General features: G+C 53.8%; 16 protein-coding genes and 1 pseudogene. 6 read left to right on the top strand and 11 right to left on the bottom strand.

From position 1 onward, the window contains the following. Window positions 1-117: 117 nt before the first annotated feature. Together C5523_RS26490 and metJ are read right to left on the bottom strand one after the other, a co-directional pair. A pseudogene (locus C5523_RS26490) lies at window positions 118-234 on the bottom strand (hypothetical protein); the annotation flags it as partial. A 95-nt stretch (window positions 235-329) separates the two neighbouring features. Continuing rightward, window positions 330-647, bottom strand: a complete 318-nt coding sequence (gene metJ, locus C5523_RS26485) for a met regulon transcriptional regulator MetJ (RefSeq protein WP_007369220.1) — start codon at window positions 645-647, stop codon at window positions 330-332. Between the two features lie 276 nt (window positions 648-923). Here metJ and metB point away from each other — a divergent pair, with 276 nt between their 5' ends. Both metB and C5523_RS26475 read left to right on the top strand, forming a co-directional pair. Then, the gene (gene metB / locus C5523_RS26480; RefSeq protein WP_071194801.1) at window positions 924-2,084 is read left to right on the top strand and encodes a cystathionine gamma-synthase; all 1,161 of its coding nucleotides are present in this window, start codon (window positions 924-926) and stop codon (window positions 2,082-2,084) included. Window positions 2,085-2,086: 2 nt separating this feature from the next. Next, on the top strand, window positions 2,087-4,519 hold the full coding sequence (locus C5523_RS26475; protein WP_039077292.1) for a bifunctional aspartate kinase/homoserine dehydrogenase II: 2,433 nt from the start codon (window positions 2,087-2,089) through the stop codon (window positions 4,517-4,519). Between the two features lie 149 nt (window positions 4,520-4,668). Here the strand turns inward: C5523_RS26475 and C5523_RS26470 are convergent, their stop codons facing one another. Further along, window positions 4,669-5,673 carry a hypothetical protein gene (locus C5523_RS26470; protein WP_071194803.1) on the bottom strand — a complete coding sequence of 335 codons (1,005 nt, stop codon included), beginning with the start codon at window positions 5,671-5,673 and terminating at the stop codon, window positions 4,669-4,671. 229 nt (window positions 5,674-5,902) lie between these two features. On the opposite strand from C5523_RS26470, the gene C5523_RS27335 reads away from it, so the two are divergent. Both C5523_RS27335 and metF read left to right on the top strand, forming a co-directional pair. Further along, window positions 5,903-6,112: a hypothetical protein gene (locus tag C5523_RS27335; protein WP_071194804.1), complete on the top strand. Its 210-nt coding sequence runs from the start codon at window positions 5,903-5,905 to the stop codon at window positions 6,110-6,112. Between the two features lie 132 nt (window positions 6,113-6,244). Beyond that, window positions 6,245-7,135, top strand: coding sequence for a methylenetetrahydrofolate reductase (gene metF, locus C5523_RS26465; RefSeq protein ID WP_039077291.1), 891 nt, complete (start codon window positions 6,245-6,247; stop codon window positions 7,133-7,135). Between the two features lie 26 nt (window positions 7,136-7,161). Here metF and nagA read toward each other — a convergent pair whose 3' ends face one another. The 8 genes from nagA to ptsP all read right to left on the bottom strand — a co-directional run bounded on the left by nagA (window position 7,162) and on the right by ptsP (window position 17,793). Continuing rightward, window positions 7,162-8,307 carry an N-acetylglucosamine-6-phosphate deacetylase gene (nagA, locus tag C5523_RS26460; RefSeq protein WP_039077290.1) on the bottom strand — a complete coding sequence of 382 codons (1,146 nt, stop codon included), beginning with the start codon at window positions 8,305-8,307 and terminating at the stop codon, window positions 7,162-7,164. 4 nt (window positions 8,308-8,311) lie between these two features. After that, window positions 8,312-9,055, bottom strand: coding sequence for a glucosamine-6-phosphate deaminase (gene nagB / locus C5523_RS26455; protein WP_108702236.1), 744 nt, complete (start codon window positions 9,053-9,055; stop codon window positions 8,312-8,314). A gap of 9 nt (window positions 9,056-9,064) precedes the next feature. Beyond that, window positions 9,065-9,979 (bottom strand): glycyl-radical enzyme activating protein, encoded by a 915-nt coding sequence (locus C5523_RS26450; protein ID WP_071194806.1) that lies wholly within the window; start codon window positions 9,977-9,979, stop codon window positions 9,065-9,067. A gap of 13 nt (window positions 9,980-9,992) precedes the next feature. After that, entirely contained in the window at window positions 9,993-12,416 is a 2,424-nt protein-coding gene (locus C5523_RS26445; protein ID WP_079498477.1) for a formate C-acetyltransferase/glycerol dehydratase family glycyl radical enzyme, read from the bottom strand. Window positions 12,417-12,576: 160 nt separating this feature from the next. Then, complete coding sequence (locus tag C5523_RS26440) at window positions 12,577-13,326, bottom strand: DeoR/GlpR family DNA-binding transcription regulator (protein ID WP_108702235.1); 750 nt, start codon at window positions 13,324-13,326, stop codon at window positions 12,577-12,579. Window positions 13,327-13,462: 136 nt separating this feature from the next. Next, the gene (locus tag C5523_RS26435; RefSeq protein WP_039077285.1) at window positions 13,463-14,566 is read right to left on the bottom strand and encodes a glycerol dehydrogenase; all 1,104 of its coding nucleotides are present in this window, start codon (window positions 14,564-14,566) and stop codon (window positions 13,463-13,465) included. Window positions 14,567-14,617: 51 nt separating this feature from the next. After that, the gene (gene fsa, locus C5523_RS26430) at window positions 14,618-15,280 is read right to left on the bottom strand and encodes a fructose-6-phosphate aldolase (protein WP_071194809.1); all 663 of its coding nucleotides are present in this window, start codon (window positions 15,278-15,280) and stop codon (window positions 14,618-14,620) included. Between the two features lie 11 nt (window positions 15,281-15,291). After that, window positions 15,292-17,793, bottom strand: a complete 2,502-nt coding sequence (gene ptsP / locus C5523_RS26425; RefSeq protein ID WP_108702234.1) for a phosphoenolpyruvate--protein phosphotransferase — start codon at window positions 17,791-17,793, stop codon at window positions 15,292-15,294. Between the two features lie 307 nt (window positions 17,794-18,100). Here ptsP and C5523_RS26420 point away from each other — a divergent pair, with 307 nt between their 5' ends. Together C5523_RS26420 and C5523_RS26415 are read left to right on the top strand one after the other, a co-directional pair. Further along, the gene (locus tag C5523_RS26420) at window positions 18,101-19,180 is read left to right on the top strand and encodes a PTS fructose transporter subunit EIIC (RefSeq protein ID WP_108702233.1); all 1,080 of its coding nucleotides are present in this window, start codon (window positions 18,101-18,103) and stop codon (window positions 19,178-19,180) included. Window positions 19,181-19,194: 14 nt separating this feature from the next. Further along, a complete protein-coding gene (locus C5523_RS26415; RefSeq protein ID WP_071194812.1) occupies window positions 19,195-19,515 on the top strand; it encodes a PTS fructose-like transporter subunit IIB in 321 nt (106 codons plus the stop codon). The last annotated feature ends 35 nt before the right edge of the window (window positions 19,516-19,550 follow it).

The raw sequence follows: 19,550 nt of genomic DNA, 5'->3' as shown, positions 1-19,550 counted from the left end.
ATGCTCTGTGGTTCTCCACTGCGCGTATAACGCTTCCCGCCGTTAACGTAAGCGACGTATCCAACGTCATTCCTGCGCTTTCCAGCCTCTGGTTGTAGGTATTCAGTATGCTGTAGCAGTGTGGCTAAAGCGCGAATGAGTGGCTTGCTGGATAGCTTTACTTTGCGACGAGCGAGACATCTGAAAGATGATATCGCCCGTCTGCGGTTCATAAGCCAGAACCGGGAAAACCATCACCGCGAGCAGCAAGAGGACAAACTTCTTTGTCATGATTTACATCCTTGTTCGAGACAAAAAAGGCGATTCAATCCATGAGCCGCCTTTTTAAATCAGTACTCCCACGTATCGGGGTCGATACCCAATTCGCGCATAATTACTTTTGCCTCCTCCGGGATTTCATCGCTGCGCTCTTTACGCAGGTCTTCATCGTTGGGCAAAGGTTGGCCGGTAAACGCATGCAGGAATGCCTCACACAGCAGTTCGCTGTTGGTGGCATGACGCAGGTTGTTAACCTGACGACGGGTGCGCTCATCGGTGAGGATTTTTAACACCTTCAGAGGAATGGAAACCGTAATTTTTTTTACCTGTTCACTCTTCTTACCGTGCTCAGCGTACGGGCTGATATATTCGCCGCTCCATTCAGCCATGAGATACCTTTAATCCTCTCAGTCATTAATAAAAGGTCAGAACCTGATCAACGCAGCGCCCGGACCATAATCTCGCGTAGTTTACCGTAGAGTCAGTACCGTGACACGGTGTATCGCTCTGCGTCACTTCACTAAAGCATATAATTTTAACGGCTATTGCGATTTTGCTCAATCTATACGCAAAGAAGTTTAGATGTCCAGATGTATTGACGTCTATTATTCTTATGTTTACTCTGGTGCCTGACTTTTCATCCATTAAGCCAGGAAGCCTTCACCATGACGCGTAAACAGGCCACCATCGCAGTGCGTAGCGGATTGAACGATGACGAGCAGTACGGTTGCGTTGTTCCGCCCATTCACCTCTCCAGCACCTATAATTTCACCGGATTTAATGAGCCTCGAGCCCATGACTATTCACGCCGCGGTAACCCGACGCGCGATGTCGTGCAGCGTGCCCTGGCAGAGCTGGAGGGCGGTGCGGGTGCCGTGATGACCAACACCGGTATGTCGGCGATTCATCTGGTGACCACGGTTTTCCTGAAACCGGGCGACCTGCTGGTTGCGCCGCATGACTGCTATGGTGGTAGCTACCGCCTCTTCGACAGTCTGGCAAAACGCGGCTGCTATAAGGTTTTGTTTGTCGATCAGAATGATGAGCAGGCATTAAAATCGGCGCTGGCGCAAAAACCAAAGCTGGTACTGGTGGAAAGTCCGAGCAACCCATTGTTGCGCGTCGTGGATATTGCGAAAATCTGTCAGCTCGCGCGTGAGGCTGGTGCGGTCAGCGTGGTGGATAACACTTTCCTGAGTCCGGCGTTGCAAAACCCGCTGGCGTTGGGTGCTGATGTGGTATTGCATTCATGTACTAAATACTTGAATGGCCACTCAGATGTTGTCGCGGGCGTGGTGATTGCCAAAGACCCGGAAACTGTCACAGAACTGGCGTGGTGGGCGAATAATATCGGCGTCACCGGTAGCGCCTTCGACAGCTACCTGCTGTTGCGTGGCCTGCGAACACTGTCTCCACGTATGGAAGTGGCGCAGCGTAACGCCCAGGCGATCGTTGAGTTTCTGAAAAAGCAGCCGCTGGTGAAAAAACTTTATCACCCGTCGCTACCGGAAAATCAGGGGCACGAGATTGCTGCGCGCCAGCAGAAAGGCTTTGGCGCAATGTTGAGTTTCGAACTGGATGGCGATGAGCAAACACTGCGTCGCTTCTTAAGCGGTTTGTCATTATTTACGCTGGCGGAATCTTTAGGTGGGGTTGAAAGCTTAATTTCCCACGCTGCCACCATGACACACGCGGGCATGGCGCCGGAAGCACGTGCTGCCGCCGGGATTTCAGAGACGTTACTGCGTATCTCAACCGGCATTGAAGATGGTGAAGATTTGATTGCCGACCTGGAAAATGGCTTCCGGGTCGCAGCTGAGGGATAAACATGAGTGTGAATGCGCAGGCAGGGGCGAAGGTTCGTCAACTGCATAAGTTTGGTGGGAGCAGTCTGGCTGATGTGAAATGTTACCTGCGCGTCGCGGGGATCATGGCGGAATATTCGCAACCGGGCGATTTGATGGTCGTTTCGGCAGCAGGCAGTACCACTAACCAGTTGATTAGCTGGCTTAAATTGAGCCAGACCGATCGTCTCTCTGCGCATCAGGTTCAACAGTCGTTACGTCGTTACCAGAGCGAGCTGATTGCCGGGTTGTTGTCACCGGAGGTGGCTGATGGCCTGATTAGCGAGTTTATTCGTGACCTCGAGCGCCTGGCCGGGTTGCTGGACGGTGGCATTACCGATGCGGTCTATGCCGAAGTGGTGGGGCATGGGGAAGTGTGGTCTGCGCGTCTGATGTCTGCCGTACTGAATCAGCAAGGGCAAGCGTCGGCATGGCTTGATGCGCGCGAGTTTCTGCGCGCGGAACGCGCGGCACAGCCGCAGGTCAACGAAGGCGCCTCCTGGCCGCTGTTCCAGCAACTGCTGGCGCAGCATCCGGATAAACGTATCGTTGTGACGGGTTTTATTAGCCGTAACGAGGCGGGCGAAACCGTACTGTTGGGGCGTAATGGTTCTGACTATTCGGCAACGCAAATTGGCGCATTAGCCGGTGTTACACGCGTGACGATCTGGAGCGACGTGGCCGGGGTGTACAGCGCCGACCCGCGTAAAGTGAAAGATGCCTGCCTGCTGCCTCTGCTGCGTCTGGATGAAGCCAGCGAGCTGGCCCGTCTGGCAGCACCTGTACTCCATGCCCGAACCTTACAGCCGGTATCCGGCAGTAATATCGATTTGCAGTTGCGTTGTAGCTATAACCCGGAGCAGGGTTCCACGCGTATTGAGCGCGTGCTGGCATCTGGCACGGGTGCCCGCATCGTCACCAGTCATGATGATGTCTGTCTGATCGAGTTTCAGGTCCCTGCCGGGCAAGATTTCAAACTGGCGCAACGTGATATTGAGGTGATCCTCAAGCGCGCTCAGGTTCGTCCGCTGGCGACAGGCGCGCACGCTGACCGTAATTTGCTGCAACTCTGCTACACCTCGGAAGTGGTGGATAGCGTCTTTAAACTGCTCGACGAAGCCGGTCTGCCGGGCGAGTTGCGTTTACGTCAGGGGCTGGCGCTGGTGGCGCTGGTCGGGGCGGGCGTTTGCCGTAATCCGTTGCACAGCCACCGTTTCTGGCAACAATTGAAAGGTCAGGCCGTGGAATTCGTCTGGCAGTCAGATGAGGGGATCAGCCTTGTTGCCGTGCTGCGCGTGGGGCCAACGGAAAGTCTGATTCAGGGGCTGCACCAGTCACTGTTCCGCGCGGAAAAACGCATTGGCCTGATGTTGTTTGGTAAAGGCAATATTGGTTCTCGCTGGCTGGAACTGTTTGCCCGCGAACAGAGCGCGCTGTCTGCTCGTACCGGGTTCGAATTTGTTCTCGCAGGGGTGGTGGATAGCCGCCGCAGCTTGTTGAATTACGATGGTCTCGACGCCAGCCGGGCGCTGGCCTTCTTCAATGATGAGGCGGTCGAGCAGGAGGAAGAGGCGCTATTTCTGTGGATGCGCGCGCACCCGTACGATGATCTGGTGGTGCTGGATGTCACCGCGAGCCCGCAGCTTGCCGACCAGTATCTGGATTTCGCCAGCCACGGTTTTCATGTGATCAGTGCCAATAAACTGGCTGGTGCCAGCAGCAGTAATAAATACCGCCAGATCCACGACGCATTTGAAAAAACCGGACGTCGCTGGTTGTATAACGCCACCGTTGGGGCCGGGTTGCCGGTAAACCATACGGTGCGCGATCTTATCGACAGCGGCGACAGTATTCTGGCCATCAGTGGTATCTTCTCCGGTACGCTCTCCTGGTTGTTCCTGCAATTTGATGGCACCGTGCCGTTTACCGACCTGGTCGATCAGGCCTGGCAGCAGGGATTGACCGAGCCCGACCCGCGCGTCGATCTCTCCGGTAAAGATGTGATGCGTAAGCTGGTCATTCTGGCGCGTGAGGCAGGCTATGACATTGAGCCAGACCACGTGCGCGTGGAGTCCCTGGTGCCGACGAGCTGTGAAGAAGAGTCTATCGACCACTTCTTTGAGAATGGCGATGAGCTGAATGAGCAAATGACACAGCGTCTGGAAGCCGCTCGCGAGATGGGACTGGTGCTGCGTTATGTGGCGCGTTTTGATGCCAACGGCAAAGCGCGTGTGGGTGTGGAAGCGGTGCGTCCGGAACATCCGCTGGCGGCACTGCTGCCTTGCGACAATGTGTTTGCCATCGAAAGCCGCTGGTATCGCGATAACCCGCTGGTGATCCGTGGGCCGGGAGCCGGTCGTGATGTCACTGCCGGCGCAATTCAGTCGGATATCAACCGCCTGGCGCAGTTGCTGTAGTCCGTAGGTTTTCTCCCTCTCGCTGTGTGAGAGGGTTGGGGTGAGGGCATCAGCGCGCACTCACCCTGACCGCTTACATTAAGTTGCTACTATAGGCTGGATAAAGGGCGAACATTACCATTCGATAGCGGGCAAAATAGGATGTCTGCTTACCCTTCGTCAGCCGGGTTTTCTGTATTAGCCATGATAAATCGGTTCATCTTTGCCTGGATGATCGCTGCACCAACAGGTGGGTATAGTAATGCCCATACTAGCGTCCAGCCGGTTCGTATTCCTGAATTTTCTTTTTTATTCGCCAGTAATGTTCTGATTTCGTCACTCAGCATCAGACACATTATGGCTGAGCTAAACGGCATGATTGCTGACAACCATCCTGCGCCTCTTGCAGTCATTAACCGGGGCGAAGACGCCACAAACTGCATTTCCCGATGAATTTTTACGAACCAATAGACAATATAAAATGGAATGAAAGAGGCTAATAACGCGACGCTCATGGGATTTGCGTACTCAGGTCGTTGGGTTGATGAGCTTCTTTGAGGGGGCGAAACATAGAAAAGTTGTTTTTTTAACGGTAGCAGTAGCAAAACGGCGAAAATTGAAAAAGTTATCACTACTGTCGATATATCCTTTGGATTTAGTTGGAATATAAATATAGGAAAGCAGTGCGCCATGAAAAATTTAGCTATTAGACATAGGCTAAACATAATAACGAATGTCTCTGTACTCCCGATAGCGACGAAAAGTAATGCGGGTAATAACAATGTCATTATTCCCACGCTGAGGCTAATCAAAAAATGCCCAATAGTAAGCCTGACTTCTTGAGATGCATCATTGACGGAGAAAGCGCAGATTGTGCCAACTATTAATAGTAAGGCGACAAAGTAGAGGGGGTGACGATTTTTTATGCGGCAGAAAAACCAGCTCAGAACCATACCCAAAAAATATCCCGCCTGAATACAAGAGATAATAGCACTAATATGTTTAGTGGGAAGAGACAGTGAACTGTTCCAAAAATAAGGACCGTACGAAGAACCCAACGTGCCGAGAAGAGACTGTATTAAAAAGAAAAAAAAGATCCCCCAGAATCGATAGCTACTCAGAATATCGGCGCAGGTCCATTTTTGATGTGACATCGACGGTAAAGCAATTTCCATATTGATTCCTTGTTTTCCATAACATATTTTTTACAGAACGATTTTATTAGTCGTGGATTATGACTTACGATGGTCCATGGTGAAAAATATTTTACCAAATAATTATATTATTCTTTACGATGTAAAACAAATCGCCGTCGGATACAAACACTTGTCAGAATCTGAGGTAATGAAATCTATGAATGACTTCTAATTATATCCTGTGATTATTTATGGATGATATTTCGTTATGAAATGCAGTCTGGCCATCAGTTTCACCGTGCGCTTTTCTTCGTGGCATACTTACTCTTCTGGCGACATCTATAACGACATTCCGGTCACCCCGGCTGTCACGGATGAGCAACGCCCTGGTATGCGTACCGTGGATAATAAAAGTAGTCCTTTCTGCCATAGGGCGTCGGGTACTGCGGTGTCAGTTGAAAAAATTCATCTTCGCTGAACATTCCTCACGCATTATGATGATTTTCCTGTTGACGCCCGTCCGCTTTTCCGTCATTTTTACATCTGGACGTCTAAACGGATAGATGTTCGTAGCGCAATAAATAACAACACGCGATTGATGAGGTAAGGTATGAGCTTTTTTCACGCCAACCAGCGGGAAGCCCTGAATCAGAGCCTGGCTGAAGTGCACGGTCAGATTAATGTTTCATTTGAATTTTTTCCGCCGCGCACCAGTGAAATGGAACAGACCTTGTGGAACTCCATTGATCGTCTGAGCAGCCTCAAGCCGAAATTTGTCTCTGTCACCTACGGTGCCAACTCCGGCGAGCGCGACCGCACCCACAGCATCATCAAAGGCATTAAAGATCGTACCGGCCTGGAAGCAGTACCGCACCTGACCTGTATTGATGCGACCCGTGATGAACTGCGTGCTATCGCAAAAGATTATTGGGACAACGGTATTCGCCATATCGTGGCGCTGCGTGGCGATCTGCCACCGGGTAGCGGCAAGCCGGATATGTATGCTGCCGACCTGGTGACCTTGCTTAAAGAGGTGGCGGATTTTGATATCTCCGTTGCTGCTTATCCGGAAGTGCATCCGGAAGCAAAAAGCGCACAGGCAGATTTACTTAATCTGAGACGCAAGGTTGAGGCGGGCGCTAACCGTGCCATCACCCAGTTCTTCTTTGACGTAGAAAGCTATCTGCGTTTCCGCGACCGCTGTGCGTCGACGGGCATTGACGTTGAAATTATTCCGGGGATCCTGCCGGTCACTAACTTTAAACAGGCGAAAAAATTTGCCGATATGACCAATGTGCGTATTCCGGCGTGGATGTCACAAATGTTTGAAGGACTGGATGACGATGCCGAAACGCGTAAGCTGGTTGGCGCCAGCATCGCTATGGATATGGTAAAAATTCTCAGCCGCGAAGGGGTTAAAGACTTCCACTTTTATACCCTGAACCGCGCGGAAATGAGCTACGCCATCTGCCACACACTGGGCGTTCGCCCGGCGGTATAAGCCAGCGCAAATGCCGGGTGAGCGCATCATCCGGCGACGCTATATGCCACCTCGCCACAACAGAATGTGGTGTGCACATCATAGTTATCCTCCAGCACCACAATATCGGCGTCATAGCCGCGCTGCAGTTTTCCTTTGTGTCCGTCAAGCCCCAGCAGCCGCGCTGGGTTGATCGTGCAGGATTTCAGCGCTGCGCCAAACGGCACCATCGCGCCTTCGACCATATTGTATAAACCGCGATTCAGATGCAGCGTGCTGCCGACCAGCACGCCATTCTCACGTCGCGTGGCGCCATCTTCACCTAAAATCATCGGTTCGCCGCCAAACATATAACGTCCTGGCGGGCATCCCTTCGATTTCATGGAGTCGCTGATCATAATGACGTCGTCGTCATTCTTCACCCGGTACAGATGGGAGGCAGACACAAGGCTCACGAAGATACCATCGGCGATCACTTCCCCGTACAGGCCGTCCAGGCGAAAAGCAGCACCGAGAAGCCCCGGTTCACGATTCACATATTTCGCCATGCCGTTATAGACGTGGGTAACGTTTTTCGCACCGTTGGCGACTGCTTCCAGCACCTGCTCAAACGAGGCATCGGAGTGACCCATGTTGACGGCGATCCCCCGTTGCGCGCAGTAACGGGTCAGGGCGAGGCCTTTATCGTTTTCTGGCGCCAGGGTAATGGCGACAATGCGATTACGCGCCGCCTTTTCGAAAGCCTGGAACTCTACCACGCTGGCCGGGCGAATCTGTTTTTCTGGCTGTGCGCCGCGGTATTTCTGGCACAGAAAGGGACCCTCGAAATGAATCCCGAGGATCTCCGCGCCCGCATAACCTTCATCCATCACGCGGGAAATATTCTCCAGCGCAGAGATCAGCGTGGCATCTTCGTCTGTCACCGTGGTGGGGCAAAAAGCCGTTACCCCTTCTGCCGGGAGGTTAGCCGCCCAGCGGCGCAAGCCTTCGGGATTATTCTCGTTGGTATCATAATCCCATCCGCCGTGAGCGTGGCTGTCGATAAGGCCGGGGATAATACGGCGCTTAGCAAAATCGAAGTTGGCGTTGTCAGACAGGCCCATGGCGACATTGCTGATACGGCCATTCTCTATGTGAATCGTTGCCGGATAAAAGCCGCCAGAAAGCCAGACACGCTCGCTTTGGATGATCATGGTGTCACCTCAGAGAAGGAATAAGTGAAGCGGCTTCCCGGTCACAGATAATGGTGACATCGGGATGCAATAACAAAAAAGATGCCGGGAAAAGCGGGTCAATTGCCGTGCATTCATAGAGCTGTTTCATGACGTGCGCTTTTGACTCGCCGTTGGCAATCAACACAATCTCTTTGCTTTTGAGGATAGTCCCCATGCCAAGGGTAATGGCCTGGCGTGGCACATCTTCACGGCGTTCGAAGAAACGGGCGTTGGCTTCGATGGTCTCGTCATTCAGATCGATAACGTGGCACACCGGGCTGTGTGTACTGTGGGGTTCGTTAAAACCGATATGTCCGTCATGGCCGATACCGAGGACCGCGAGATCGAAATTGCCGTAATCCTGAATCATGCGTTCATAACGGGCGCATTCAACCGCCAGATCGGCGGCCAGCACATCGGGCACAAAGCGGTTTTCAACAGGCAGGTTGGCATGCTGGTAAAAGTAATTTTCCAGGAACCAGTAATAGCTCTGTGGATCGTCTTTGGTCAGCGGGATGTATTCATCAATATTGAACGAATACGCCCGCGAAAAATCCGCTTCGTTGTCGCGAGCCATGCGGCTCATCTCTTGTAATAAGCCGATTGGCGTGCCGCCGGTGGGCAGCGCCATCACTAAATCCGGTTTACGCTCCAGCGCCTGCGCGACACGTTTTGCCGCCAGTGTGCTCATTTCAGCGTAGTTATCCGTCAGGGTAAAGTTCAGCATCTGTTTTCCTTAACCGCCGATGGTAGCCTTGAGGCCAATATCTTCGGCGTACTGTTTTATCTGTGCGATCATGTCCCGCTGAACGGGCGGGAGATCATGAAGAAGGTAAGGCATACCGAGCTTTTCATATTTGCCGATGCCATAAATGTGATACTCCAGAATATCCACCTGCTGTACGGCGCTGCCGAGGCTGTGGATAAAATCAAGCCGCTTGCGGATATCTTCCGGCTGATCGTTACGCGTCGGGACGATCACCATGCGCGCCAGGATGGGTTTTCCTGTGGCGGCGATCGCTTTTGCATTTTCCAGGATCAACCGGTTATCCACTCCCGTACAGGCAAGGTGGATTTCCGGGTCGAACGCTTTAAAGTCGTAAGAAACCATATCCACCCTGTCCACCAGGGGCAGCAGCTTGTCACGGCGTATGTTACCGGCAGTGTCGAGACAAAGATGAACACCTGCTGCTTTTAGATGCTGCGCGGTCTGCGTGATAAATTCCGCCTGCAGTGCGGGTTCACCACCGGAGAAGGTCACGCCGCCGTGGCTTTCGTCGTAAAACGCTTTATCGCGTAACAGCAGATCTGCCAGTTCGCGGGAGGTCATCTCTTTACCGACTTTTTCGTAGGCGTCGTAAGGGCAAATATCGACCATCTCAAGCAGGTTGCTACACTGCTTACGGTCAATATTCACCCCCTCGCCAGGTGCAGCAAAGGTAATGGCGTTATTCGCTGCCGCCTGCACACAGGAACCGCACTGACGGCAACGTTCTTTAAACCAGAACACGTTAAAGCCAGGCTTGATGGTTTCCGGATTCGCACACCACTGGCAGCGCAAATTACACTGCTGCATGAATACGGTACTGCGTATCCCCGGACCATCTTTGGTCGAGTAGCGCTGAATGCGGGATATCAAACCTGTTTTCATGGTGCTCTCCGCCTTACCAGGCCAGTTCTGTACGGGCGATGATCGCATCCTGCGCTTCCGGCATCAGCGTTGAGAACAGCGCACAATAACCGGCCACGCGGACCATCAGGTTCGGATAATCTTCCGGGTGTGCTTTCGCCGCCCGCAGAATATTTGAATCGATAATATTGAACTGGTTATGGAAGATATTTTTCTCGCGGCTGGCCTCCATGAAGGCGGTGAATTTCTCCAGGTTTTCGTCGCCTTCCAGCGCGCTCGGGGTAAATTTCATATTCAGCAACTGACCGCCAGCGATTTTCTGGTTTGGCAGTTTCGAAACGGAGTTAATCACTGCGGTCGGGCCTTCTTTATCCGCACCGAGGCACGGAGACGCGCCTTCGTTTAGCGGCAGAGTTGCCAGACGACCATCCGGCGTTGCCCCTACATCAAAACCGTTCGGTACGTAAGAGGTAATATTGGACGTGGACATGGTATAGCCGCAGCCCTTCGGTCCTTTACCGTAGCGATCGGTTTTGTATTTCGGCAACAGTTTCAGGTAAGACTCGAATACGTCGGCGACAATATGGTCGACATAGTCGATATCGTTACCGAACTTCGGTGCGTTGCGGCACAGCTTACGCACGCGGGCGCCTTCAATGCCATCGAAGTTGCTGTCCATCGCGTCGCGCAGTTGTTTGAGCGTCAGTACCTTGTCATCAAAGACCAGTTTTTTCACTGCGGCGAGGCTGTCGCCCACCACGGAAGGGCCGATGTTGGAAGAGCTGACAAAGTCATATTCCGCGCCGCCGTTTTTCAGGGTCTTACCGCGCTCCAGCGAGCAGTTAATGGTCGCAGAGGCAAAGGCATCGGCATCGTGATATTTCAGTGCGCGATCGCATACCAGATCGCAGTCCACCGCCAGATCGGAGTAGAACTCCAGCAACTGGTTCCATGCGGCCCAGACTTCGTCATAAGACTCATAATTGATCTCGCGCCCCTCTTTGCCGTTTATTTTGACCAATTGGACGCCGGTCGCCGGATCGCAGCCGTTGTTCATGACCAGCTCAAGGATTTTGCCGAAGTTCACATAGGTCATGCCGGTGGCGCGATGCCCCCAGCGGCCCGGAATTGCGGTTTCCACACAGCCCATTGAGGCATATTCGCGCGCCACTTCTTCCGTCAGACCAAGGGTCATCATCGCCGGGATCACCACTTCGTCGCAGAAGATAGACGGCATGCCAAAGCCTTTACGGATCAATTTTGCAGCGTCCTGCATCAGTGAATGCGGGGTGTCTTTGGAGAAACGCACACTCAGGTTTGGCTCCGGCAGACCGGTCAGCGCCATGGCTTCCAGCGACAGATAAGAGAGATCGTTGGTGCCGTCAGTACCGTCCGGCTTCATGCCCCCCACCATCAGGTTGGAGTAGAGCGGGTAGCCGCCGCTGTACTGGGTGTGGCCCCACGGACGTACTTTGTTCAGGCTGTTGGTCATGATGAAGAAGTGGGTCAGGATCTCCAGCGCCTTCTCTTTGCTGATTTTGCCGGCGTTAATGTCTGCTTCGTAGTACGGCCAGACGTACTGGTCAAAACGGCCGAAGGAGAAGGAGTGACCGTTACTTTCGATCATCATCAGCAGGTGGGTCAGATAGACCGCTTCCACGGCTTCGTAGAAGCTCTGCGCTTTGCCTTCCATCAGATGGGCGAACATCTCGCTCATTGCCAGCAGCTCTTCACGGCGTTTGGCGTCGGTGGTCTTCCCGGCTTCTTCTTTTGCCAGTACAGAGAAGCGCTTGCAGTAGTTCAGCGCCGCTTCCATGGTGATGATAACGGCCTGGTAGAAGTCGGTCTGTTCTTCGGTCAGGTCTTTATCTTCGGCCAGATGCTGTCTGGCGATATCGCGCATGCCGCCGTAGCCGACTTCCAGCACGAAATCATGATTGGGGATGATGTGACCGTCACCAGACATGCTGATGCCGCCACGGTGCAGAACGCCCTGTTTCTCCGCCAGGCGGTTAATTTGCGGCAGGTTTGCCAGCACCTCATCCTGGTGAGTTTTACCCTGCCAGTAATCTTGCAACACGCGCAGGCGCGCTTTGGTCTCTTCTGAAACCTGGAAGCTGTCACCGGAGCGTTTGTCGAATTCGTCCAGCTCGTCGATAACCCAGTTGAAGGAAAATTCCGGGAAGACGGGTGCGGCGAAGTTTGCACTGGCCTGGTTACCGACGATCAGCATGTCCGGCTCAATGTAGATCGTCATTTTTTCCAGAATGTCGGCCAGCGCGAGGGCGCGGCGAATAACGATCGATTTCCCTTCTGAGCGTTTGAAGGAGTCGGTAATGATTTCGGCACGTTCCGGGCAGAGGGTCGCCACGCGATGGAACATCTGATCCTGTTTTTTGGCGATGCGCGCAAAGTCGCAATCATTGTTGGTGGGTTTGAAGCTGAGCAATCCGTTCATAAATTCCCTCACTGGTGAAATGGTTTTATTGCATTTCATGCCTGAGGTGTGCTTTTGTCAACCATAAAATGATCTATTGTGTTCCTTTTGTCACAAAAGAATCTAAATAAAACATTTAAAGGCACAAAAAAACACAAGCGCCCGTGAAGGGCGCGGAGGGTTATTCGACGCTATCGGCGAGGATGAGTTCAGCACAGTGGCCGTTAAGAAGGGTCAGAACGTCGGCAGAAATACCGCTTTGGCTGATGACGACATCAAAATCGCTCAGTTGGCCATGCCCGGCAAGGAAGGTTTGGCCGAATTTACTTTTATCGGCCAGCAGGAATTTTTGCCGCCCGGCACGCGCCAGCGCACGCTTCACATGAGCATCAGTGATTTTGGGGACCGTCAGTTCCCCTTGTTCGTTGATGCCCTGAGTGCTCAGAAACACTTTGTCGGCATGCAGCGTACTGAAGAACTCAGCCGTGCTAAAAGAGACCATTCCCTGGGTGTCATCTTCATACTCGCCGGGTGCGACAATCAATTTGATGTTGCTGCGGCCCTTGAGCAGGTTAACCACCGGCACGGAGTTGGTGATCACCATGATTTTTTTATCAAAGAGACATTGAGCAAACGCCAGCGCCGTGGTGCCGCAGTCGATAATGATCGTGTCACCATCTTCCACCCGTTCAGCCGCTTTTTGTCCAATCAGGTGCTTATCATCAACCATCTGTACGGATTTGAGCTGAAAACTGGGTTCCACGCTGGCACCGCTTGTCAGATACGCGCCGCCGTAGCTGGTTTTCACAATGCCCTGCTTTTCGAAGAAGGAGAGGTCGCGGCGAATGGTCATTTTGGTGACGCCAAACTTCTCCGCCAGGTCATTGACCACGACCTTTTTGTCCTGCTGCAGAATGGCATAGATGCGCATTCTTCTGTCTGATGATTGCATGGTGCGGGTTCGCTAAGAGGAAAAACGCACTATAAAGCACATAAACTGCAGTGACAATATCACTAGAAAGGAACATAAAGAAACACTCCCGGACATTGCCGGGAGTGTTAATGGGTTATTCCCACTCTTGAAGGAAGCGCTGACCGTACTGGTCGGCGACCAGGAGCGCAGCGTACACCTGATCTGCTGTTGCCCCACCCGGCATGTTGTGTATGGTTTCGCCTTCGGCACAGGCCGCTTCTGCCACGATGCGCATTTTTGCAGGAATGTCTTCGGTAATATCCAGCTGTGCCAGCGTAACAGGCAACCCAACGGCGTGAGTAAGCGCGGCGACGGTTTCAATTTCTTCCGCTGGCGCGTTTTCCAGAACCAGTTGTGTCAGCGTACCAAAAGCGACTTTCTCGCCGTGGTAGTAGTGGTGCGCATCGGGAATGGCCGTCAGGCCGTTATGCACCGCGTGCGCCGCTGCCAGACCGCCGCTTTCAAAACCCACGCCGCTCAGATAGGTATTGGCTTCAATAACGCGCTCCAGCGCCGGGGTGACCACGTGCTGTTCTGCGGCCAGCATCGCTTTTTCGCCCTCTTCAAGCAGCGTGTTGTAGCAAAGCTCCGCCAGCGCTAATGCAGCCTGAGTGCACTGACCACCTGCCATGGTCGTGGCGCCGCTGCGTGAACAGGCGCGGGCTTCGAACCAGGTTGCCAGCGCATCACCGATACCCGCAGCCAGTAAACGAGCCGGTGCACCAGCTACGATTTTGGTGTCGACAATGACGCGGTCCGGGTTATTGGGCAGCAGGAGATAACGGTCAAATTCACCGGCGTCGGTATAGATGACGGAAAGCGCGCTGCACGGCGCGTCGGTGGAGGCGATGGTCGGCGCGATGGCGACAGGTACGCCCATAAAGTGCGCCAGCGCTTTCGCGGTATCCAGCGTCTTACCGCCGCCAATACCGAGCACGGCGCCGCAATGTGCGCTTTCCGCGATAGCACGCAGACGGTCTATCTCATTTTGTGAACATTCGCCGCCGAAAGGCACCACTTCGCAGGCCAGTCCGGCATCGGCCAGGCTTTTTTGCAACGCCTCCTGGGCAAAACCTAAAACAAATTTGTCTCCCACCACCAGCCAGCTTGCTGCCAGTGGTTTGAGATACTCACCGAGACGGGTGATAACGTCTGCACCCTGAATATACTTACCTGGGGATTGAATAATGCGGTCCATATATTTCCTCCATTGGCGATGCGGGCCACGTACCGTGACCCTGACGCCCGGTTACAGGTTGAGATTGCCAAATGCGTTATTCCAGTCCTGCTCAAACTTCTCTATTGCTGACTCTACCGCAGGGGTATCGAGCATTTGTTGCGCTACATCCAGGGGAAGCGTGATCGCTTCGCAACCTGCCAGCAGGCAATCGAGCGCCTGGCGAGGGGTTTTGAAGCTGGCTGCCAGCACTTTGCTTTCCGGGGCATGTTGTTCCAGCAGGCTTTGCAGTTCTTGCACGGTGTGAATACCGTCTCCGCCCTGAGCGTCGACACGGTTGACGTAAGGCGCCACATATTTCGCGCCAGCCAGGGCGGCAAGCAGCCCTTGTGCCGCGCTGTAAACAGCAGTGCCGAGTGTCGGAATGCCTTCTTTTTTCAGAAGCTTAATGGCGGCAAGACCTTCGGAGGTTACCGGGATTTTGACAACAATGCCGGGTACGGCATTGCTCAGGCGTCTGGCTTCTTCCACCATCCCCTGCGCGTCGCGGCTCATGGTCTGGGCGAACAGAATACCTTCCGGGCCGATAGCCTTTTGCAAGCGTGGTAACACATCCCAGATGGATTCTTTACCCGCAGCAACAATGCTTGGGTTAGTGGTCACGCCCGCGATGGGGAAGATGCGCGCCAGACGTTCGACTTCTTTCACATTGGCGGTGTCCAGATACAGTTCCATGATGCGTCCTCTTAAAGTTCAAGTTCGTGTTGCAGCAGGCTGGCGATAGCGTCGGCAGAAGCGGCGTTGACCAGCGCGTTGCGGAATTCTTCGTGCATAATGCGGCGGGCCAGGCGTGAGAAAATACGCATATGCTGGTCGCCTGCGGCGTGTTTGTTGAGCGTCAGCATGATGATGAATTGCGCATCGTCATCGCCCCAGCGTACCGGCGCCTTCAGGCGCGCCACGCTGATGGTGGACTGCTCAATATGTTCAGATTTGCTGTGCGGAATAGCGAAGCTAAAACCTAATCCGGTGGAGAAGACCGCCTCGCGCGCCCACAGATCGGCTTCCAGCTTGCGCGGGTAGCGGCAGCGGCTTGCCAGCAGCAGGTTGTCGGTCATCCCTTTGATCACCTCTTCTTTGCTGCGCCAGTCGCTGTTCAGGGTGATGCATTGGGCGGTAACCAGCGGCGCGTCTTGCTGGGTCATGCGGAACTGCGCCAGCAGATGCTCTACCTCCAGCGAGGTGCGGCAAGCCATTGTCTGGTTCAGTAACTGGCGGCAGGCGCGGCTGTCGAGTTGCGCCATCCGTGCTTTAGCGGCGGGAATTGACGGCGCGCTCATGCTTATCTCGTCCAGTCCCAAACCGACCAGCAGAGGGAGCACAGACCCTTTCGCGCCAAGTTCGCCGCACAGGCCAATCCATTTGCCCTGACGATGTACCGCCTGCACCGCATAATCCAGCGCGCGCAGGAAAGCAGGGTTCAGGCTGTTGTAATGACGAGTGACTTTGGCGTTGTCGCGATCAACCGCCAGCAGATACTGCGTCAGGTCGTTACTGCCAATACTAAAGAAATCAATCTCTTCGCAGCACTGATCGATAATAAACATGACTGATGGCACTTCCAGCATGATGCCGAGCGGGATCTTTTCATCAAACGGAATGTGTTCATTACGTAGCTGCTGTTTGGCCTCCGCCAGCTTCTCTTTGACCCACAGGATCTCTTCCATTGAGGAGATCATCGGGATCATAATTTTCAGCTTGCCGTGCGCGGATGCGCGGAGGATCGAGCGCAGTTGTGTCGTAAACAGCGTGGCGTACTCTTCATAAATACGGACAGCACGATAACCAAGGAACGGGTTGGCTTCGGCAGGAATATTCAGATAATCAACGGGCTTATCGCCGCCGATATCCATGGTGCGCACGATAATGCTGCGTCCCTGAGCGGATTCCAGCGCCTGACAAAAAATGTTGTACAGCTCGTTCTCATCCGGCGCGCAGGCACGGTCCATATACAGCATTTCGGTTCGGAACAGGCCAACGGCTTCTGCGCCGTTGCCAAAGGCCGCCTGCGCTTCCACAGAGTGGGCGATATTGGCGGCAACTTCCATGCGAATACCGTCAGCCGTGCGTGCTTCCTGAGTCAGCCAGATGCGCTGCTGCTCGCGCAGGGCTTCTTGTACGCGGGCCTCCTGCTGATAGTAACGAGCAACGGGTTCATCAGGTGCAACGACGATGGCGCCTGCGTTGCCGTCGATATAAACCGTCTGCTGTAGCCATGGTGACAACGCCTCAATTTCCACGCCAACCAGCGTTGGAATGTTGAATGAACGGGCGAGAATAACCGTGTGCGAGGTGGTGCCGCCGCTTTTTAACAGCAGACCTTTGAGAAAGGTTTTGTCCAGTTCGAGGAACTGGCTTGGCGTGAGTTCATCGGCCATACAGACCGCGGGTTGGGTGAGTTTTCCCGGCGCCGGAAAGCGCTGTTCGCCATAGATTTGCTGTAAGAGCTGGAAGCAGACATCACGAACATCCAGCGCGCGCTCCTGTAAATAGCTGCTGCTGGAACGGGCGAATTCCTCGCAGAAGTGGCTGGCGCTTTCGATAATCGCCTGAGCGCAGCTTAACCCGCGGGAAACACCTGCCAGCAGATGCTGACGCAGTGAAGCGTCACCCGCCAGCGAGCGGTGAGCTTCCAGAATCGCGCTGGTGGCGCCGTCGCTGTCGAGCAGGCGGAACTCAATATTCTTGATTAATAGCGTCAGACCATTGTCCAGCGCGGATTGTTCTGTTTCTGCATCTTTAGCGGGTGGCAGGGAACCCAGCGCGTCGAGATCCAGTGAGGAGAGCTGCGTCAGAACGCCCCCGGCGCTGCCAGTGCATACGCTGCGGGCGCGGAAAATCTGCGGATTCAGGTTTGTTAGTGAGGCCGGAAGGGGGTCCAGTTCACTGCTTTTAACCTCTGCCAGCGGCGCGTCACAGTGCGGAAATTCATCACGTAGCCACTGGCTGAGGCGCTGGTGGGCCGCCTGTTCGTCGGCCCCAGAAATCAGTAACTGACAACTGTCGCCTGCCAGCGTGTCGGTGCCGATGAGTGCCAGCGCGCTCTTCGCATTACCCTTCCGGTCAGTGCGCAAATTATGCCACTCAATCTGTGAGGTAAAGGTGTTACAAAGCGTCTCAACGTGGCTTGCCGGACGTGCATGGACGCCATTGGGCAGCTCACAGGTAAATTCCACAACCAGGGCCATAGCCTCTCTCCCATAACAATTACTTGCTACAGGATAAAAGGCCAACCGCTGAAGGTGCCACGCGACAAATCTGCCAAAAACTGGATAAATGTAATGTAAGCCTCAAAGTGAGAGATAACTCACATGTCAATGCCTGTCATATAAATTCCGAGATTAACTAAGTTATGAGGCGGATCGCATTTTTGTACTGATATTACAAAAATCCAGTAAATGGCCTTTTTATCCACTGTCTGCACCTTATCGGATTGCCTATTGTTTCCCGCATCAACGTTATGGATATGGGCCTTCACTGGCCCGGGAGCGACTTATGAAAGAGTTGGTGCAGATCCTGAAAAACACCCGTCAGCACCTGATGACCGGGGTTTCGCATATGATCCCCTTTGTGGTGGCAGGCGGTATTTTACTGGCGGTCTCCGTGATGCTGTATGGCAAAGGCGCTGTACCCGATGCCGCGACGGACCCTAATCTCAAGAAACTTTTTGATATTGGCGTCGCAGGGCTGACGCTAATGGTGCCTTTCCTTGCCGCGTATATCGGCTATTCCATTGCCGAGCGCTCTGCGCTGGCGCCTTGTGCGATTGGCGCATGGGTAGGCAACAGCTTCGGCGCCGGGTTCTTTGGTGCGCTGATCGCCGGGATTATTGGCGGCATTGTGGTGCACTATCTGAAAAAGATCCCCGTGCATAAGGTGCTGCGCTCGGTGATGCCCATCTTTGTTATTCCTATCATCGGCACCTTTATTACCGCAGGCATCATGATGTGGGGGCTGGGTGAGCCGGTCGGCGCGCTGACCACCAGCCTGACCGCATGGCTGCAAGGGATGCAGCAGGGCAGCATCGTGGTACTGGCCGTTATTTTAGGACTCATGCTGGCTTTTGATATGGGTGGTCCCGTTAACAAAGTCGCCTATGCATTCATGCTGATTTGCGTGTCGCAAGGGGTTTACACCGTGGTGGCAATCGCTGCTGTGGGTATCTGCGTTCCGCCGCTGGGCTTAGGGCTGGCGACGCTGATTGGCCGTAAAAATTTCTCTTCAGAAGAGCGTGAAGCCGGTAAAGCCGCGCTGGTGATGGGCTGCGTTGGGGTAACCGAAGGGGCGATTCCTTTTGCTGCCTCCGATCCGCTGCGCGTGATCCCCTCCATTATGATTGGCTCCGCCTGTGGTGCGGTAACGGCTGCGCTGTCTGGCGCACAGTGTTATGCCGGTTGGGGCGGCTTAATTGTTCTGCCGGTTGTGGAAGGCAAGCTGGGTTATGTTGCGGCCGTTGCTGTTGGCGCGGTGGTGACAGCGGTCTGCGTGAACGTGCTGAAAAGTCTGGCGCGGAAGAAAGTGTCTCAGGTTGACGAGAAAGAAGACGACCTGGATTTGAATTTTGAAATTAATTAAGTGAGGAATGAGCCATGACTAAGATTGTTGCAGTAACCGCATGTCCTTCTGGCGTTGCGCACACCTATATGGCAGCCGAAGCGCTGGAAAGCGCGGCCAAAGCCAAAGGCTGGGAAGTAAAGGTTGAGACTCAGGGTTCGATTGGTCTGGAGAACGAACTGACCGCAGCGGACGTGGCGGATGCCGATATGGTGATCCTGACCAAAGATATCGGCATTAAGTTTGAGGAGCGTTTTGCGGGTAAAACCATCGTCCGCGTCAACATCAGCGATGCGGTGAAACGCGCCGACGCCATCATGAACAAGATTGGCGCGCATCTGGCGCAAACCGCTTAACGTTATTTTGTCGGATGGCGATCGGCCTACCCGTA

The sequence above is a fragment of the Phytobacter sp. SCO41 genome, assembly GCF_003073275.1.
GTDB lineage: Bacteria > Pseudomonadota > Gammaproteobacteria > Enterobacterales > Enterobacteriaceae > Phytobacter > Phytobacter diazotrophicus.
Note: the sequence above shows the minus strand (reverse complement) of the source record. Positions and strands in the feature narration are given on the sequence as shown.

What these genes read in the sequence shown, in the direction of transcription:
- C5523_RS26415 (WP_071194812.1), top strand. Translation starts at nt 19,195, where the DNA reads ATGACTAAGATTGTTGCAGTAACCGCATGTCCTTCTGGCGTTGCGCAC.
- C5523_RS26450 (WP_071194806.1), bottom strand. Translation starts at nt 9,979, where the DNA reads ATGAAAACAGGTTTGATATCCCGCATTCAGCGCTACTCGACCAAAGAT.
- ptsP (WP_108702234.1), bottom strand. Translation starts at nt 17,793, where the DNA reads ATGGCCCTGGTTGTGGAATTTACCTGTGAGCTGCCCAATGGCGTCCAT.
- C5523_RS26470 (WP_071194803.1), bottom strand. Translation starts at nt 5,673, where the DNA reads ATGGAAATTGCTTTACCGTCGATGTCACATCAAAAATGGACCTGCGCC.
- C5523_RS27335 (WP_071194804.1), top strand. Translation starts at nt 5,903, where the DNA reads ATGAAATGCAGTCTGGCCATCAGTTTCACCGTGCGCTTTTCTTCGTGG.
- metJ (WP_007369220.1), bottom strand. Translation starts at nt 647, where the DNA reads ATGGCTGAATGGAGCGGCGAATATATCAGCCCGTACGCTGAGCACGGT.
- C5523_RS26435 (WP_039077285.1), bottom strand. Translation starts at nt 14,566, where the DNA reads ATGGACCGCATTATTCAATCCCCAGGTAAGTATATTCAGGGTGCAGAC.
- C5523_RS26420 (WP_108702233.1), top strand. Translation starts at nt 18,101, where the DNA reads ATGAAAGAGTTGGTGCAGATCCTGAAAAACACCCGTCAGCACCTGATG.
- metB (WP_071194801.1), top strand. Translation starts at nt 924, where the DNA reads ATGACGCGTAAACAGGCCACCATCGCAGTGCGTAGCGGATTGAACGAT.
- nagB (WP_108702236.1), bottom strand. Translation starts at nt 9,055, where the DNA reads ATGCTGAACTTTACCCTGACGGATAACTACGCTGAAATGAGCACACTG.
- C5523_RS26440 (WP_108702235.1), bottom strand. Translation starts at nt 13,326, where the DNA reads ATGCGCATCTATGCCATTCTGCAGCAGGACAAAAAGGTCGTGGTCAAT.
- C5523_RS26445 (WP_079498477.1), bottom strand. Translation starts at nt 12,416, where the DNA reads ATGAACGGATTGCTCAGCTTCAAACCCACCAACAATGATTGCGACTTT.
- fsa (WP_071194809.1), bottom strand. Translation starts at nt 15,280, where the DNA reads ATGGAACTGTATCTGGACACCGCCAATGTGAAAGAAGTCGAACGTCTG.
- nagA (WP_039077290.1), bottom strand. Translation starts at nt 8,307, where the DNA reads ATGATCATCCAAAGCGAGCGTGTCTGGCTTTCTGGCGGCTTTTATCCG.
- C5523_RS26475 (WP_039077292.1), top strand. Translation starts at nt 2,087, where the DNA reads ATGAGTGTGAATGCGCAGGCAGGGGCGAAGGTTCGTCAACTGCATAAG.
- metF (WP_039077291.1), top strand. Translation starts at nt 6,245, where the DNA reads ATGAGCTTTTTTCACGCCAACCAGCGGGAAGCCCTGAATCAGAGCCTG.